Genomic DNA, 14,316 nt, shown 5'->3' with positions numbered 1-14,316 from the left:
AACCGCCCATGCACTGCGCCCAGTTCCCCGGCCCACAACGTGACATCACTAAGGTCGTCCCCACCCATAACCACACCAACGACCGACCTGCCCATCCGTCACAGAAAAGACCGTTGCAGTACTAGGGCGGTGATGTCCTTCAGCGACGCGGCGTCGCTGCGGATGCCGACCGCCTTGCCTCCCAACTGCTCCACTGCGGCGTCCAGGGTGGAGCGGGTGCGGCCGGTGATGAGGACATGCGCCCCGCCGTCCGCGAACAACCGTGCCGTAGCCAGGCCGATTCCGCTGCTTCCGCCCGTGATCACGATTCTCTTGCCGTCATAAGTGGTCATGCCCTCAAGTCAAATACCCACCCGCACGCCCCGTCCAAGGCCCATTTCGCATGCCGTCATGTTCCCGGCGTATGACGGCGCTCGACGTACCCTGGGCGCATGGACTTCGACCTGCGGCTCGTGCGCTATTTCACGGTCGTCGCCGAGCACGGCAACTTCGGCCGGGCCGCCACCAGGCTGCGTCTCGCGCAACCGTCACTGAGCCGCCAGATCCAACGGCTGGAAAGCCAGCTCGGTGTCCGCCTCTTCGACCGCTCGCCGCAGGGCAGCAGCCTCACCGACGCCGGCCAGGCGTTCCTCCCCAGGGCTCGGATACTGCTCCACGAGGCCGAGCAAGCCGCTCACGCGGCCAGAGCCGCTGTCCAGCCCCCTGCTGTCACCGTCGGCTGCGCCGAAGGACTCGTCATCACGGCCTGCGTGCAGGAACTGCGGCGTCGCCATCCCGACAGCCAGGTCCGCACCCGGCACCTCGACTGGCGGGACACGCGCGCCCTGGCCGAACGGCGGGTCGACGCCCTCATCACGTACAAGCCCCTCCCCTTCCCCACAGACGGCCTCAGAGTGACCAAACTCCATGAGGAATCGCGGATACTCATCGCGTCGGCGAGTCACCCCCTCGCCCACGAGAAGGCCGTCAGCCTGCGGGCTCTGGCGAACGAGGAACTGGTGGCCTGCGTCAGCACGCCAGTTGTCTGGAGCACACCCAAGCCGGTCGGTGACCGCCCGGCACCCTCCGCGCCGGCGAACGACGACAGCTACGAGGACAAGCTGGAACTCATTGCCACTGGTCACTGTGTCGCCATCGTCCCAGCCGGTGATCGACGCGCTGCCCTGCGCGAAGACATCGCCCTGGTACCCGTCACCGACATCGATCCCTGCGAGGTCGTGTTCGTCACGCGCGCCGCCGATCCCAACCCGCTGCTCGTATCACTGGAAGACGCCGCACGTACGCTGCTCGGCGGAGCCTCCCGACGGAAGAACGTCGCGCTGCCGATCCTCTGAACCCCTGCGCCCCCGAGTATTTGACGTCACGTGGACAGCTGGTGGAGCGGCGCGGACGGAACCGTTGACCAAGTCTGGTCACCAGAGGGTGAGTTCGCTGTACCGGCTCTGGCGTCAGGCGCTGCCGGTGAGAGAAGGGTGGACGGCGAGGACCAGAGGGGCGTGAGGGTGCCAGCCGGTCCATGAACGTGACGTCATACGGGTGGAGCCACACATCCGCACGCACTGCGGACACACACATAACCGATGGGACTTCCAACATTTTCGTAACCGGTGATCGCGCCAACTGGCTTGTGGGGTCGACTGGTTGGCGGCGTCATTCTGGTGCCCTCTGAGTGGGCGTTCAGGGAAGGTTTCTTAACGCTAAATCCCCTTTGCGGGCGGGGTCCTTTACGGTGATTCGCGGCTTATAGCCTGTTCATGGCTTTCGGCGCATCGACTCGGCTGACCGTTTAGTTCGCATATGACACCTAGATTCCGACTGGTTTAGGAATGCGTGGAGGCTCCCTGTTTGCAGGAGGCCTCCACGCATTTTAGGCCGCGCGCATTGGGGATGAATCCTGCTAAAACGGTCAGCACTAATCAACATCAAATGCCCACTCAGAGCAGCCGCACAAGTAATCGTGGAGCGACTGACCTTCGCATTTGATCAGCGTAGCGGTGCTGATCCGGGAACCCCTGCGCGCAGTCCGTTCGTGCGGCCCGGCTGCCAGGCCAGGCCTGGCAGCCGTCCAGACCGGCGGACGGGTTAGGTCACGCAGGGGCGTCGAGCGGCGGGTGCTCGAGCACGCGGGGTGTGTACTCGACCAGTTGGATGCGGCCGTCGAAGGTGCGGTGGTTGATCATCTCGAGGGCGATGTCCGGGTAGCCGTCGTAGATGCGTTCTTCGCCCGTGGCCCCGGTGATCACCGGGAACATCACGACCCGGAAGCGGTCGACGAGTCCGGCTCGTAGAAGGGTCCGGCACAGGCTGAGGCTGCCGATCGTACTGAGGAGCCCCGAGCCACTCGACTTCATGGCGCGGACCGCCTCGACAGCGTCGTCGCGGATCAGCGTGGAGTTGGCCCACGCCAGTGGCCCCTTGAGTGAGGAGGAGAACACCACCTTGGACGCTTGCGTGAGCTCGTCGACCGACGCCTCCTCTTCGGGCCTGAACTCGTCCTGGCCCTTCGGGACCTCGCCTGCGGCGAAGCCCGACATCAGGCGGTAGGTGTTCGCTCCCATCAGATAGGTGGCCTCGGGTTGCTTACCGAGCCATGCGAGGTACTCCGGGCCCTCAAGGCCCCAGAACCCGGGCCATCCGTCTCCCGACGCATAGCCGTCGAGCGAGGTGATGAAGTCGACGAGAAGCTCCGACATGACGGTGTCCTTTCATAGGGTGTCACGAGCTTGGACCGCCCGGGAGCACCAAACTCATCGGCCGCGCTAAGGCTCTGAAGGGATCGGGGACTTCATCGACCACACCCGGCCAGGGCTCGCCGTCGTTGCCGAAGGGGCCGCCGGATGGTTGGCGACCGGGTGGAAAGGTCCTCCAGCGCTGAGTGTTCAGCTGCTGAGGTCGAACACGCCCCACGCGGTGAACGGCTCGGCCTGGACGTAGATCCTGCTTCCCCGGCCGACGGCCCGTCGCGGGCCGGGAAGGCGGCAGTCAGGCAGGGTCAGCAGGCCGACGTCCGTTGGCTCGACGGATGTTTCGGTGAGCTCTCCGTGGGCGAGCCGGTCCAGCTCCTCGCCGTAGCCGCCGCAGAAGGCGACCCGCTCGCCGTGGACCGCCACCGCCTTGGCGCCCCGTACCTGGTTCGACCACACCCTCACGTGCCGGTCAGGGCGTATCTCGACGAACGGGAAGTCCGTGTACGGGCACGCCCAGGCGGTGGTGCCCGACACGTTCAGGGCGTAGCAGTCGAACAGGCCGGGGATACCGGCGCACGCGAGTTCCACTGGCGGTTGGCAGGCCACTTGAATGGCCGTCCGCAGCGATGCATGGGCTGCGACGTAACCGCTCTGCCCGACGAAGGACTCGTCGAGATCGTCTGGGCACCACGTGGGCCGCGTCGCTTGGGCCGAGCGAACTCTCCTGCGAGGGCGCGCCGAGCGGTCGGTGATCAGGTGTCAGACGGGCGGGTTCTTGTCCCCGGCCGGACCCCGGGATGTCTTCCGCTTGCCCTGCACGTGGTCGGCAGCTGGACGTCGCAAGGGTGCTGCTCGGCTTACCGGAGGCCGGGACGGTCTGGGAGCCAGGAGAGGAAGCCTGGGCGGACAAGCTGGCGGTGCTCCGCTCGTTCCGGCAGGCGACCGGGCGCCTCGCGCCCCGTCAGGACGCCGTGTGGGGCGAGGACGACCAGATGGTGCCCATCGGGCAGCACATGTCCAACCTGCGCCGCAAGGGAGGCCTCGGAAGACCCGAAGCGCGCGAGGGAGCGTGCGGAGCGGCTGACAGCGATCGACCCAGGCTGGAGCTGTCCCTCCCCGCTCAACGAGCAGCGAACTATCGAGCCTTCGCCGACCTCGTCGACGCCGACGGCCACCTCCCCGGCATCGCCCCCGGCGTCACCTTCGACGGCGACGACATCGGACGCTGGCTCCAACAGCAGAAACAACCGAACACCTGGGCGCAGCTGTCGAGCGAGCAGCAGGAACGACTGACCGCACTGGGCATCAAAGCCGAGGCCCCCTCTCCTGCTCCGGCCGCCAGCCGTACAGAGAAGGGTCCGGCCAAGGCACAGCAGGCGTTCCAGTGGGGCCTTGCGCCTTGACGCAGTGGGTGGGGCGGGAAGGCGCACACCGGCCGGCCCCGCAGGCACAGCGAGCCAATCACGGCCGACGCCCAGACAGAGTCGGTGACCGTGAAACGGGGCGTGTGGGTCTCCAACACCAAGGCCAAGCGCGACAAACTCACCACCGAACAGCTGGTGACGCTACGGACGCTGGGCATGGGCTGGACGTGACACAGACCGCAGCCGGACTGGATCAGCGCGCACGGCCGGCAACCCGGTCGTTGAAACGGTAGGGAAGCTCGCCGTGCCCCGTACGCCAACCAGCATACGGGGCTCGATAGTTGACGGGGCCTTGTCCGGGGCCGCGTGGATGGGGTGCGAGCGGGCAGATGGACACGGGAGTGATCTTGCTGGGCGTGAGGTCGCTTCGGTCCGTCCGCCTTGCCACGAGTCCGCAGTCCGAAGGAGCCCCCGATGACAATGCCCGTCCGCCGTCACCCCGCCATCGCACAGCGCCGGCGTCAGGCGTTCAGTCTGCGCACCACCTCGCTCGGGTTCGGTCTGGTGGCTCTCGTGGTCTGGGGCGTGGCGCTGACGTTCAGGACGGCCATCGCGCCGCACTCGGATCCGCTGGGCGCCGTCCTCGCGCTGCTCGCCCTGCTGTTGCTGTCCACCGCGACGATACGCAGCGCCCGGCTGCGCCGTGCGGCGCGCAGAGCGGCGCTCGTCACGGTGCCGGAGCACCCGGCGCCCGTGCTGCCGCCCACCGTCGGCGCCCCGCAGGCCGCCGACTGCGCCGACATCGACCCGTTCGCCTTCGAGGACGCAATCTCGCGGCTGTGCGAGCGCGACGGCTGCTCGGACGTCCAAGTGGTGGGCGGCGCGGGCGACCTCGGCGCGGATGTCCTGGCCACCACGCCGGACGGCCGCAGGCTCGTCGTCCAGTGCAAGTGCTACGCGCCGGGCCACAAGGTGGGCTCACAGGACCTCCAGCGCTTCGGCGGCACCTGTTACGCGGTGCACGATGCCGAACTGGCCGTGGTGGTCACCACCAGCGAGTTCACGGACCCCGCCCTCGACTATGCCGAGCAGTGCGCCATCCTCTGCTTCGGCGGTACATCGCTGGCCGCCTGGAACAACGGGACGGGCCCGGCTCCGTGGGAGCTCCCCGCGCAGTGAGGTACCGGGGCGGCCCCGTGACGGGGGGGCGCCCCGGTGTTCAGACGCGGTGTTCAGGAAGGTGAAGGTGCTGGGATCGTGCCGACGGCGAGTGTGTTGCACTCGCTGATGCAGCCGTGCGGTGCGCGCAGCGGGTGGTCCGCGCCGTCGGGGTCGAGGCGTTGGCTCGGACAACGACGGCCCGTGCCCCCGATATCGACCTGGCCGCCAAGGCCCCGGGACGTCATGGCTCATTCTCGGGGTCTCATCCTGTCTGCGGGCCAGCGGAGGCTGGAGATAGGCCTCAAGGGGGTGCGACGCTGAAATGCGAGAGGTCGCTCGGAGGAAGTCCACCCGGCCACTGGGCTGCGACCTTCCGGCTGCCGGATACCCTGCGACCATGGCCGATCTTGACGAACCGATCATCCTGGCTCCCTACGCTCCGGCGTGGGCAGCGCTGGGACAAGAGCTGGCGCAACAGGTCTCGTCAGTGCTGCGGGGCATGCCGGTTGCGGTCGAGCACATCGGATCCACCTCCGTTCCTGGCCTTGACGCCAAGCCGGTGATCGACATCCAGGTCGGGTGCCAGCCCGTTGATGCCAGCACTGCTGTGGAGCGGGTCAAGGAACTCGGCTTCGAACACCTGGGAGAGTCCGGCGTGCCTGGCCGCGAATACCTCCGTCGGCGCTCCGGCCAACCCACCAACGTTCACGTAGTCGAGAAGGACGGGCGACTGTGGAATGACAGCATCCTCTTCCGCGACTACCTCAGGACCCATCCGGACGCAGCCGCACGCTACGCACGGGTCAAGCACTCCGCGGCGCGCGAAGCCAGCGTGCTTCTCGCCTACTCCGGACTCAAGGCGAGCGCCCTCACGGAGATCATGAACGCTGCACGGAACGGCGGGCACCCGCGGTAGCCCGAGGCTGACGACCGGCCCGCTCCTCGCGTGAGGGCCAAGGTTCCAAGCTGCCTGGTCTCAGCGCCGCATCGGCCGCGGCACCCCGCAAGCGCAACGGCAGAACAGACTGTTCATGCCCTTGATCTGCGGAGGCATCCGCTGCGCCACAGAAGCTCCGGTAAATTCGGGCTCAGGCCACCGCGGATCATCTGCTCGACCTCCACGACTGGCGTGTGCGCTCGCCCCCGAACCCCGACCGAGTCGGCGAGGCGAAGTGGAACCGCGAGCTTGCGGCGTACACGCGGCTCTATGATTGGCCACGCCCGGCCCCGTCGTTCGACTGCTGCCTACCCAGCCCCAGCCTCTGGGACGGTGATCACACGCCGCCCCACAACGCACGCGCCGGCCCCGCCCTGTGGAACCCGGCAGCGTCACGAACCGGTCCGAGGCTGTCACTTCCTGGCCGCGCCGGGTTCCCCTCCAATGGATTCCTGGTAGGCATCCGCGTAGGTGGGAGAGTCCTTGATCAGGTCGTCGCAGAACGCGGCCACGTCGGTGCCGATGAGTTCCAAGACTCCCTTGCGCGCGGCGACGCCCTCCTCGAAGAAGTCGACGATTCCAGGGAGGAGAGAGCCGTCGGACAGGCTGACCGGTCCGACCTTGAACAAGTACTTCTGCATCTCCTTGTAGACGATCTGGTAGTCCGGCGGGAGCGCCTTGACCCGGGCCACGTGCGCCCGCCACTGTTTCTTGCCCTCGATGATGTCTTGGATGCTCACGTCAGCCTCCCAGCCGGCTCAATTTCCTGGCGACGTTCCTGTTCAACTGCTCGCGCCACCGGTCGCGATAAGTCCGGGCTCCTGCTCCGCCGGCCAGCGCCGTGCAGAAGCCTTGGATGTCGTCACCGAGCACCTCGTGGACGCTGTGCCCGTCCGCTGCCGACACTTCGAGCAGCCCCAGGGCGGAGTCGAGGAGCGGCGTCAGGCTGCGGCCGGTGAAGTCCCCGTGCGGGAAGAGGTGGGCGACGATCTGTCCCCACACCGCCCGATAGTCGTCCGGCAGGTCCTCGACCCGGGCTTCGAACGCCTTCCATTCCCTCGTGAGATCGCTGCCTGTGACCTTCTCCCAGAAGTTCATCTCCCGCCCTCCTTGAGCCTGTTGATGCGCGATGAGAGGTACTGCCACTTCGCCCAGAACTTCGCGAGTTCCTCGCGTCCGGCATCGTTGAGCGTGTAGAACTTGCGCGGCGGGCCCACCCCGGAGGGCCGTTTCGCCACGTGGACGAGCCCGTTCCTCTCCAGCCGCAGCAAGATGGTGTACACCGTCCCCTCGACGACGTCGGCGAAGCCGAGCTCATTCAGCCGGCGGGTGATGGCGTACCCGTAGGTTTCCTCCCTGCCGATGATTTCGAGCACGCACCCTTCGAGTGTGCCCTTCAACATCTCCGTCAGGTCGTCCATCGCAGGTGCCCCTCAACCTCGCCGGTACTACGTGGTACCGAGTACCGCTATACGGTATCACCGAGTAGCGGATCGGCAAGGTCTCCGACGAACTCAATCCCGGGCTGCCGTCCTTCGACTCCGCCACTGCGGACGTGCGGGACTCTGTTCAACTGGTGCCGCGGGTGATCCGCAGCCGTCCCGTCGTCCTGGATGCAGGCCTCGTAGCCCGCCGGGACCAGGATCTCCGCGACGGCCATGTACAGGGCGTGGCGGATGCCGGCCCGTCCGGGGTGCGGGCCGTGGCCGGGCGCGTGTCGATGCAACTGGTCGCCGGGTCACAGGAGTTGACCGGCACCGGCTCGTTGCACGAGGACCTGCCGGAACTGGTCCGTGCGTTTCACGTCCGCATGGCCACCCCGGCGGCCATGCAACTGGCGCCGGTCCTGATCGGCGAAACACGCACGCGCAGCCTGCACATGCGGGCCGCCCGGGAGAGGTCGGGTAGCAGGGTGAGACGGAGACACGGCCTGTCCCCCAGTGACGAAACACTCAACTGATCGACTGGAGCACGTGGCTCAGCGCCCCCTCCTCCCCCAGGGCGGTCCCGTGGCCGGGGACGGCGGGCTCAGCTCCCCACAGCACCCTTAACCCGCCCCCGGCATACGGTACGTCTCCCTGCCATTCCCTGACACCCGCCCCAACCCCGACCTGGCGGAGGCGGTGTGAACTCCACGGCCGCCGAGACGTCGCTGTGGCGCAACCGCGACTTCGTCACGCTCTGGAGCGGTCAGGTCGTCTCGACCCTCGGCGCCCGGATCAACTCGACAGCGATGCCGCTGCTCGTGCTGGCCCCAACCGGCTCGCCCGCAGACGCCGGCCTGGTCGGAGCCGCCGGTACCCTCCCCCTTCTGGTGGACCGGTACAACCGTCACCGGATTCTGCTGATCAGCGAGATCCTGGCCGATGTCCTTCTTTGCGCTTCGGCATTCCCCCTTCCACCGGCCACCTACTCCGCTTGACCGTCCTGGCATGGTCAAGGGTGCGGGCCCATGGGCCAGGGCCGGTCATGCTGTGGCATCGTCGGCCTGCGGCGCCGAGGAACAGCTGTCCTCTCCGGCCGGGACATCGAGGACGCCGCCGGCAGCTTCTTCCACCGCCATCGGGCGAGGGGCGGAGAACGGTCCCCGGGTCATTGCAGCGTGGCACCTCCTGCCGTGTGATGCGCAGGGGCGGGCGTGGTGCAGGGCCCGCCCCTGCGCATCATCGTCGCGGGGGTGCTCAGGGCAGGTGCCACACCTGGGTGGACAGCCCGTTGCAGGCGTAGATCTGCAGTTGTGTTCCGTTCGCCGTGTTGCCCTGGGGGTCGTCCAGGCAGCGTCCGGACTGGGGGTTGTACAGGCTGCCGTCAGCTCGGGGGACCCACTGTTGGCCGCCCACGCCGTTGCAGTCGTAGAGCTGTACCTTGCTGAAGTCGGCGGTCGCGTTCTTGTCGATGTCGAGGCACTTGCCGAAGGCCCGCAGGGTGCCGTCGGCGGCGGCTGTCCACTGCTGTCCGCCGGCCTGGTCGCAGTCCCAGAGCTGGGCCGCGTTCTGGTTGGTGTTGGTGTTGGTGTCGACGTCGAGGCACTTGCCGGTGGTACCCGGACCCGTGACCGGGCCCGCCGTGCGGACGGTGATGTTGCGCCAGGACGCGGTGGTGCCGTAGTCGCGCAGCCCGACGGAGCCGTGGGAGAAGGCGCAGTCGCTCAAGCTGAGGTAGGCGGGATTGCTCCAGGAACCGGACGGCGCTCCCTGGACGGAGATGACGCAGCCGGAGACCTGGACGGTCAGGTGATACCAGGTGCCGGCGGACAGACCGCCGGGTACCGGCGTGCTGCCCAACTGGGTCCAGCCGTAGTTCTCGCGCCCGATCACGAGGTTGGAGCCGGTGACGCCCACGTAGTAGCCGTTGACGTTGTCCGTTCCGGTGGTCGGGTCGGTGGCGCGGACCAGGAAGCCGGCGTTGCCGTTGCCGGCCGTACCGCCGAGGCGGACGTCGCCCTGGAGGGTGTAGTCGGTCCAGCCGGTGGAGCCGGTGACGGCCTTGTTGCCGCCGGTGCCCCCTGCGGACTCGGAGGAGGTCCCGCCGGAAGCCGACCAGGTGCCGCCGTACTGCGTCCACCCGCCGTCGTTGGAGGTGAAGTCGGCGGTGTAGGGCAGGGTGCCGGCGTTGCCCGAACCGGTGAGCTCCTGGCAGTTGTACGGACCGGCGACGCCCGCCGCGCTGTAGCGCACGGTCCTGCCGTCGGCCGAGGGCAGCAGTTCAGGGCTGTAGTTGGTACCGCAGTTGGAGGAGGCTCCACTGGTGGGCACCGCGATGGGGGAAGGCATCCAGGACCAGGACCCGCTGCCGCCGGCGGTGTTGAGGAGAACCACCTGCTGGTTCTCCGGGGCTCCGCCGGCCAGGCGTGACTCGGTGCGGCCGGTGAGCATGAGCTCGCCCTTGGACCCCCCGGCCGGGCTCCAGGCGATGACGGGGGTGCTGAAAAGCTCTCTGCCGTCGTCGGTCTTCGGGACGGTGCCCAGGTCGGAGGGGCCGCTGCCCCAGGTGTCGCCGTCGGAGGACGTCTTGGTGTGCACCAGGCAGTTCTGCGGTCCGCACACCTCGTAGCTCGCCACATAGGTTCCGGTGGACGGTATGCGGGCCATGGTGATCATGCCGGGCCGGTCGGCCTGTACGGTGCTGGCGACGTCCTTGACCTCACCGGGAGCCACACGTGTGGTGCCGTCGGGATTGGCGCTCCACGTGTCGCCGCCGTCCGTGGAGACGATGTGCCCGAGGAACTGGCTGTAGGTGGTGTTCTGACGCTCGTCGGAGAAGTACATGAGCATCTTGCCCGCGGAGTCCAGGCCGATGAAGGGTTCCCAGATTCCGCTGCCGTCGGCTCCGTGCGAGGTCTGCGGGGCCCCCACGTAGGTCCACGTGGCGCCGTGGTCGGTGCTGCGCCATTCGCGGAATGTCACGCCGGACCGGTCGGCCGGCAGTGTGGCGCCCACCAGCAGCAGGGTTCCGGCCGGGTAGGCGCCGAGGGTCCGCGGATATTCGAAGAGGAAGGGCTGGTAGGAGAAGGTGTCGCCGACGGTCGCCGACAGGGTGGACCACGAGGCACCGTCGTCGGTACTGCGGCGGATCACATACGAGCTGGAGCTGCCGTCGGTGCTCCAGTGCTCGAAGCTCGCGAGCAGTGTTCCGTTAACCGATCCGCTGTTCTGCAGGCGGATCATGCGGGTGTAGGCCATGCCCTCCGTACTGGAGGCGGGGCTGTACAGGACGCTGCCCGGGGTGTTGGCGAAGGCGCTGGTCGGCAGGGCGAGCAGACAGAGGAGGACCGAGGCGAGCAGGCTGAGCAGGAGGCGCGCACGACGTCTGCGACGGTCGTGCGGTGGCGAGGTGGCCATGGCGGCTCCTTGTGCGGTGACGAGTGGGGACGCGGCCCGTCCGTGCGGCGACAGGTGCGGCGGGCCCGATTGCAACGATGGAAATGCCCGCAGTCGGGGAGTATGGAGCCGCGCGGCAACCCTTCGCAATGCTTCGGCAGCAGGTTTTTGCATCGATGCAACCGCCTAGACTGTATGCACCGCGCACGGCACCGTCCGCGCCGCGAACCGCCGTGCCGGCACCGCAGTGGACCACCGCGGTGCCGGCGCGGCGGTATCCGTGGCAGACATCCCACCGCGCACCCGCTCGGCCAGAGAGGTCAACACGTCATGACGGCCCCCACGCTCCGAGACGTCGCCGAGCGCGCCGGCGTCTCGATCCGCACGGTGTCCAATGTGGTCAACGGCTACGCCCGGGTGACCGACGCCACCAAGGTGCGGGTCCAGGCGGCGATCGACGCGCTCGGATACCGCCCCAACCTGATGGCCCGCAACCTCAAACAGGGACGTACGCGGATCATCGCGCTGGTGGTGCCGGCGCTCGACGTGCCCTACTTCGCCGAGCTCGTGCGCCTGATCATCAGCGAGGCGCGGGCTCGCGGATACGCCGTCCTCATCGACCAGACCGACGGCGACGTCGAACGGGAGCGGGAACTGATCATGGAGGCGTCGCACGCGGTCAGTTTCGACGGCGTGATCGCCAGCCCGCTCTCCCTGACCGCCGCCGACCTCGAATCCCGGCACGGCTCGGCGCCCATCCTCCTGCTCGGTGAGAAGATCTTCGACTCCAGCGCCGACCACGTCGCCATCGACAACGTCACCGCCGCGCGGGAGATGACGGCCCATCTCATCGGCCTGGGGCACCGGCGCATCGCCGCCATCGGCGTCCACCAGGACCCCACGGACGGCACGGCCGTCCTGCGTACCCGCGGATACCGGGAGGCGTTCGCGCAGGCCGGCCTCGCCGTGGACGAATCGCTCATGGTGCCGACCCCCCACTACGAACGCCGCCACGGCGCCGAGGCGATGGCGCGGCTCCTGGACCGTCCCGACCGGCCGGACGCGGTGTTCTGCTTCAGCGACCTGCTGGCCCTGGGTGCCATGCGCGTGGCCCACTCCCGGGGGTTGCGCATCCCCGAGGACCTGGCGCTGGCCGGATTCGACGACATCGAGGACGGCCGCTACAGCAGCCCCACCCTGACCACCATCGCCCCCGACAAGAGGCAGCTGGCCCGTGCCGCCGTGGAGGGCATCCTGGCCAGGATCGAGTCTGGCGCGCACGACGCGCCCGTGGAGATCACCGCTTCCCATCAGCTGGTGGTCCGGGAGAGCACGGCCCAAGACGCGGCCCGCTGACCCGCGTGCCCCTTGATGCCGTTTCGTTATGAACGGCGGATTGCATCGTTGCAAAGAATGGTCTGATACTCCGTGGCGTGAACGATTTTGCATCGATGCAAGGCGGCGGGCCGCTGGCGGGACACGGTCCCGGCCCCCACAAGGAGCGCGGCCCCACGCCGACGGCCCCGCCCCGGCCGGAGTACCCCCGACCGCAGTTCGTGCGCCATGACTGGCTCTGCCTCAACGGCACCTGGCAATTCGAGATCGACCAGGCCGACACCGGTCTGGAGCGCGGCCTGCCGCACCGGGAACTCGCCTCCTCCATCACGGTCCCCTTCGCGCCCGAGGCGCCGCTGTCGGGCGTCGACTGCCAGGACTTCCTGGAGGCCGTCTGGTACCGCCGCACGCTCCGCATCCCGCACGAGTGGACCGGGCAGCGGATTCTGCTGCACTTCCAGGCCGTCGACCACGACACCACGGTGTGGGTCGACGGGCACGAGGCGGGCCGCCACCGGGGCGGCTTCAGCGGCTTCACCCTGGACATCACCGAGTTCGCCGCCCCGGGCACCACGCCGGACCTGGTGGTGCGGGCACGGGACAGCCGAGCCGCCGTCCAGGCCCGGGGCAAGCAGTCCAACCGGTACGGGACCTACGAGGCGTTCTACCCCCGGACCACGGGCATCTGGCAGACCGTCTGGCTGGAGCCCGTCCCCCAAGTCCACCTGCTCCGGCCACGGGTCACCCCGGACACGGCAGGCGGCCGGTTCCTTGTGGACCTCCCGGTCTCCGCCAACGCCCCCGGCCACCAGTGCCGCGCCGTCCTCGGCGACGACGACGGAACGATCACGGAAGCGACGGCTCCGCTCGACGCGGACCGCACGGCACACCTCGTCCTGGACATCCCCGCCGACCGACGCCGGCTCTGGCAGCCGGGTGACCCGCACCTGTACACACTCACCCTCGAAATACGCACCGCCGACGGTGAACCGGTCGACTCGGTCACGAGCTACGCGGGCCTGCGGTCCGTGACGATCGACGGCCACGCCGTCCTCCTCAACGGGCGGCGCGTCTTCCAGCGTCTTGTCCTGGACCAGGGCTGGTACACCGACGGCCTGATGACGGCGCCGGACGACGACTCCCTCGTACGCGACATCGAACTGTCGATGGCCGCCGGCTTCAACGGCGCGCGCCTGCACCAGAAGGTCTTCGAGGAGCGGTTCCTGCACCACGCCGACCGCCTCGGCTACCTCGTGTGGGGGGAGTTCGGCGACTGGGGCGCCAGGACCGGAGCACGGCCCGAACGGCAGGTTCCGACCGCCTCGTTCATTACCCAGTGGCTCGAGGTCCTCCAGCGGGACTACTCACACCCCTCGATCATCGGCTGGTGCCCCCTCAACGAGACCTTCCAGAAGATCACCGACCGGCTCACCGTCCTCGACGACGTCACCCGGGGAATGTTCCTCGCGACCAAGGCCGCCGACCGGACCCGGCCGGTGATCGACAGCTCGGGCTACTCCCACCGCGTGCCCGAGACCGACATCTACGACTCCCACAACTACGAGCAGGACCCCGGACGCTTCGCCCGGGACATGGCGGGCCTCGCCGACGGCAGACCGTTCGTGAACACGGCACCGGACGGCAGCGCCTGGTCCCTGCCCTACGCCGGACAGCCCTACTTCTGCAGCGAGTTCGGCGGCATCCACTGGCCCACCGACCAGGCGGGGCTGCCCGACACCGGCTCGTGGGGCTACGGCAGCACGCCCGCGAGCGAGGAGGCCTGGTACGAGCGCTTCGCTGGCCTGGTGGGCGCTCTGATCGACGACCCCTTGATGTTCGGCTACTGCTACACGCAGCTCACCGACGTCTTCCAGGAACAGAACGGCATCTACCGGTTCGACCGGACCGCCAAGCTCGACATCGCACGCATCCGGAAGATCCAGACCCGGACCGCCGCCTACGAACTCGGCCAGCCCTGACCGGCGACGGCACACGCGTGCCCCCGCGCCGAA

14 protein-coding genes and 1 pseudogene are annotated in these 14,316 nt (G+C 68.4%); 8 read left to right on the top strand and 7 right to left on the bottom strand.

Translation table 11 applies throughout. The annotated features are described in order from the left end of the window. Positions 1-122: 122 nt before the first annotated feature. A pseudogene (locus DT019_RS36800) lies at positions 123-332 on the bottom strand (SDR family NAD(P)-dependent oxidoreductase); the annotation flags it as partial. Between the two features lie 99 nt (positions 333-431). On the opposite strand from DT019_RS36800, the gene DT019_RS36795 reads away from it, so the two are divergent. Then, positions 432-1,334 carry a LysR family transcriptional regulator gene (locus DT019_RS36795; RefSeq protein WP_114041350.1) on the top strand — a complete coding sequence of 301 codons (903 nt, stop codon included), beginning with the start codon at positions 432-434 and terminating at the stop codon, positions 1,332-1,334. A gap of 753 nt (positions 1,335-2,087) precedes the next feature. Here the strand turns inward: DT019_RS36795 and DT019_RS36790 are convergent. Together DT019_RS36790 and DT019_RS36785 are read right to left on the bottom strand one after the other, a co-directional pair. Then, a complete protein-coding gene (locus DT019_RS36790; RefSeq protein ID WP_114041349.1) occupies positions 2,088-2,693 on the bottom strand; it encodes a dihydrofolate reductase family protein in 606 nt (201 codons plus the stop codon). Between the two features lie 186 nt (positions 2,694-2,879). Continuing rightward, positions 2,880-3,275 (bottom strand): hypothetical protein, encoded by a 396-nt coding sequence (locus DT019_RS36785; RefSeq protein ID WP_223279953.1) that lies wholly within the window; start codon positions 3,273-3,275, stop codon positions 2,880-2,882. A gap of 257 nt (positions 3,276-3,532) precedes the next feature. Here DT019_RS36785 and DT019_RS36780 point away from each other — a divergent pair, with 257 nt between their 5' ends. The 3 genes from DT019_RS36780 to DT019_RS36770 all read left to right on the top strand — a co-directional run bounded on the left by DT019_RS36780 (position 3,533) and on the right by DT019_RS36770 (position 6,128). Next, positions 3,533-4,090 carry a helicase associated domain-containing protein gene (locus DT019_RS36780; RefSeq protein WP_411292769.1) on the top strand — a complete coding sequence of 186 codons (558 nt, stop codon included), beginning with the start codon at positions 3,533-3,535 and terminating at the stop codon, positions 4,088-4,090. 435 nt (positions 4,091-4,525) lie between these two features. Beyond that, a complete protein-coding gene (locus DT019_RS36775) occupies positions 4,526-5,230 on the top strand; it encodes a restriction endonuclease (RefSeq protein ID WP_114041348.1) in 705 nt (234 codons plus the stop codon). Between the two features lie 379 nt (positions 5,231-5,609). Next, on the top strand, positions 5,610-6,128 hold the full coding sequence (locus DT019_RS36770) for a GrpB family protein (protein WP_189390277.1): 519 nt from the start codon (positions 5,610-5,612) through the stop codon (positions 6,126-6,128). Positions 6,129-6,562: 434 nt separating this feature from the next. Here the strand turns inward: DT019_RS36770 and DT019_RS36765 are convergent, their stop codons facing one another. The 3 genes from DT019_RS36765 to DT019_RS36755 are packed head-to-tail and all read right to left on the bottom strand — an operon-like array spanning position 6,563 to position 7,570. After that, positions 6,563-6,889 (bottom strand): DUF1048 domain-containing protein, encoded by a 327-nt coding sequence (locus tag DT019_RS36765; protein WP_114041346.1) that lies wholly within the window; start codon positions 6,887-6,889, stop codon positions 6,563-6,565. A 1-nt stretch (position 6,890) separates the two neighbouring features. Next, positions 6,891-7,247, bottom strand: coding sequence for a DUF1048 domain-containing protein (locus tag DT019_RS36760; protein ID WP_114041345.1), 357 nt, complete (start codon positions 7,245-7,247; stop codon positions 6,891-6,893). Beyond that, positions 7,244-7,570: a PadR family transcriptional regulator gene (locus tag DT019_RS36755; RefSeq protein ID WP_114041344.1), complete on the bottom strand. Its 327-nt coding sequence runs from the start codon at positions 7,568-7,570 to the stop codon at positions 7,244-7,246. The genes DT019_RS36760 and DT019_RS36755 overlap by 4 nt, the downstream gene beginning before the upstream one ends. Before the next feature lie 164 nt (positions 7,571-7,734). Here DT019_RS36755 and DT019_RS40585 point away from each other — a divergent pair, with 164 nt between their 5' ends. After that, entirely contained in the window at positions 7,735-8,109 is a 375-nt protein-coding gene (locus tag DT019_RS40585; RefSeq protein WP_223279952.1) for a hypothetical protein, read from the top strand. A 165-nt stretch (positions 8,110-8,274) separates the two neighbouring features. Next, positions 8,275-8,571 (top strand): hypothetical protein, encoded by a 297-nt coding sequence (locus DT019_RS36745; protein WP_223279951.1) that lies wholly within the window; start codon positions 8,275-8,277, stop codon positions 8,569-8,571. 259 nt (positions 8,572-8,830) lie between these two features. Here the strand turns inward: DT019_RS36745 and DT019_RS36740 are convergent, their stop codons facing one another. Next, positions 8,831-10,990, bottom strand: coding sequence for a ricin-type beta-trefoil lectin domain protein (locus DT019_RS36740; RefSeq protein WP_189390275.1), 2,160 nt, complete (start codon positions 10,988-10,990; stop codon positions 8,831-8,833). Between the two features lie 309 nt (positions 10,991-11,299). Between DT019_RS36740 and DT019_RS36735 the strand changes: the two genes are divergently transcribed. Together DT019_RS36735 and DT019_RS36730 are read left to right on the top strand one after the other, a co-directional pair. Beyond that, positions 11,300-12,325 (top strand): LacI family DNA-binding transcriptional regulator, encoded by a 1,026-nt coding sequence (locus DT019_RS36735; RefSeq protein WP_114041342.1) that lies wholly within the window; start codon positions 11,300-11,302, stop codon positions 12,323-12,325. 95 nt (positions 12,326-12,420) lie between these two features. Next, on the top strand, positions 12,421-14,283 hold the full coding sequence (locus tag DT019_RS36730; protein ID WP_114041341.1) for a glycoside hydrolase family 2 protein: 1,863 nt from the start codon (positions 12,421-12,423) through the stop codon (positions 14,281-14,283). Positions 14,284-14,316 lie beyond the last annotated feature (33 nt).

It is taken from the genome of Streptomyces sp. SDr-06, assembly GCF_003324565.1.
Classification (GTDB): domain Bacteria; phylum Actinomycetota; class Actinomycetes; order Streptomycetales; family Streptomycetaceae; genus Streptomyces.
Note: the sequence above shows the minus strand (reverse complement) of the source record. Positions and strands in the feature narration are given on the sequence as shown.

Bases quoted from the DNA above. Each gene is read 5' to 3' on its own strand.
- DT019_RS36735 (WP_114041342.1), top strand. From the start codon at position 11,300: ATGACGGCCCCCACGCTCCGAGACGTCGCCGAGCGCGCCGGCGTCTCG.
- DT019_RS36795 (WP_114041350.1), top strand. From the start codon at position 432: ATGGACTTCGACCTGCGGCTCGTGCGCTATTTCACGGTCGTCGCCGAG.
- DT019_RS36730 (WP_114041341.1), top strand. From the start codon at position 12,421: ATGCAAGGCGGCGGGCCGCTGGCGGGACACGGTCCCGGCCCCCACAAG.
- DT019_RS36770 (WP_189390277.1), top strand. From the start codon at position 5,610: ATGGCCGATCTTGACGAACCGATCATCCTGGCTCCCTACGCTCCGGCG.
- DT019_RS36755 (WP_114041344.1), bottom strand. From the start codon at position 7,570: ATGGACGACCTGACGGAGATGTTGAAGGGCACACTCGAAGGGTGCGTG.
- DT019_RS36740 (WP_189390275.1), bottom strand. From the start codon at position 10,990: ATGGCCACCTCGCCACCGCACGACCGTCGCAGACGTCGTGCGCGCCTC.
- DT019_RS36775 (WP_114041348.1), top strand. From the start codon at position 4,526: ATGACAATGCCCGTCCGCCGTCACCCCGCCATCGCACAGCGCCGGCGT.
- DT019_RS36760 (WP_114041345.1), bottom strand. From the start codon at position 7,247: ATGAACTTCTGGGAGAAGGTCACAGGCAGCGATCTCACGAGGGAATGG.
- DT019_RS36790 (WP_114041349.1), bottom strand. From the start codon at position 2,693: ATGTCGGAGCTTCTCGTCGACTTCATCACCTCGCTCGACGGCTATGCG.